The organism is Pseudomonas sp. PGPR40, assembly GCF_022014505.1.
Lineage (GTDB): Bacteria > Pseudomonadota > Gammaproteobacteria > Pseudomonadales > Pseudomonadaceae > Aquipseudomonas.
The window spans coordinates 1-546 of record NZ_JAKLSP010000080.1 but is presented as its reverse complement, the minus strand read 5'-3'; the positions used below and the strand labels follow the sequence as shown (position 1 = coordinate 546).

Annotated in this window: 1 protein-coding gene; it reads right to left on the bottom strand. The window is 62.3% G+C overall.

All coding sequences use genetic code 11. The features are described from left to right. Positions 1-57 precede the first annotated feature (57 nt). The coding region (locus tag MEB48_RS29045) for a bacteriophage T4 gp5 trimerisation domain-containing protein (RefSeq protein ID WP_442969131.1) at positions 58-546 on the bottom strand (489 nt) is incomplete at its 5' end.

Genomic DNA, 546 nt, shown 5'->3' with positions numbered 1-546 from the left:
ACCCCGATTCGCAAGGTAATCCCTTCCTCTTCGACTTCTTCCTCTTCTTCCTCCAGCTCATCCGCCGCTTCGTCTTCCGTCGGCTGAGGCGCAGGCACGACGGAGACCAACAAGCCAGCGACTGCCCGTACCCGGCTTTGGAGCGCCGCCGATCTCAAGCTCGCGGCTGCTGAAGATCCCGTCGGCATTGAGCACGATGTGCTGACCACCCACCTTCAACGAAATACTCTCGCCCGCCTCCAGCACCAAGTGGGTACCCGCCTTGATGTGCAGCTGCTGAGCGGCCTCGACCACCAGCGTGTCATCGACTTTCGTGTGGCTGCTCCCGGCCACCTGCAGATAGTCGCTGGCCTGCAGCTGCACCTTGCGATCCGCCATGACCGTGCGATGCTCTTCCGCCTCCAGCAGCGTAATGCTGTGGCCCTTGATGGTTTCCCGACGCTCGTTGCCCACTTCCAGCCGGCTGTCATTGACCACCTTCTGCTCCAGATCGCGCTGGGCGCGCAGGTAGATCAGTTCCTGCCCGGCGCGGTCTTCAATCGACAG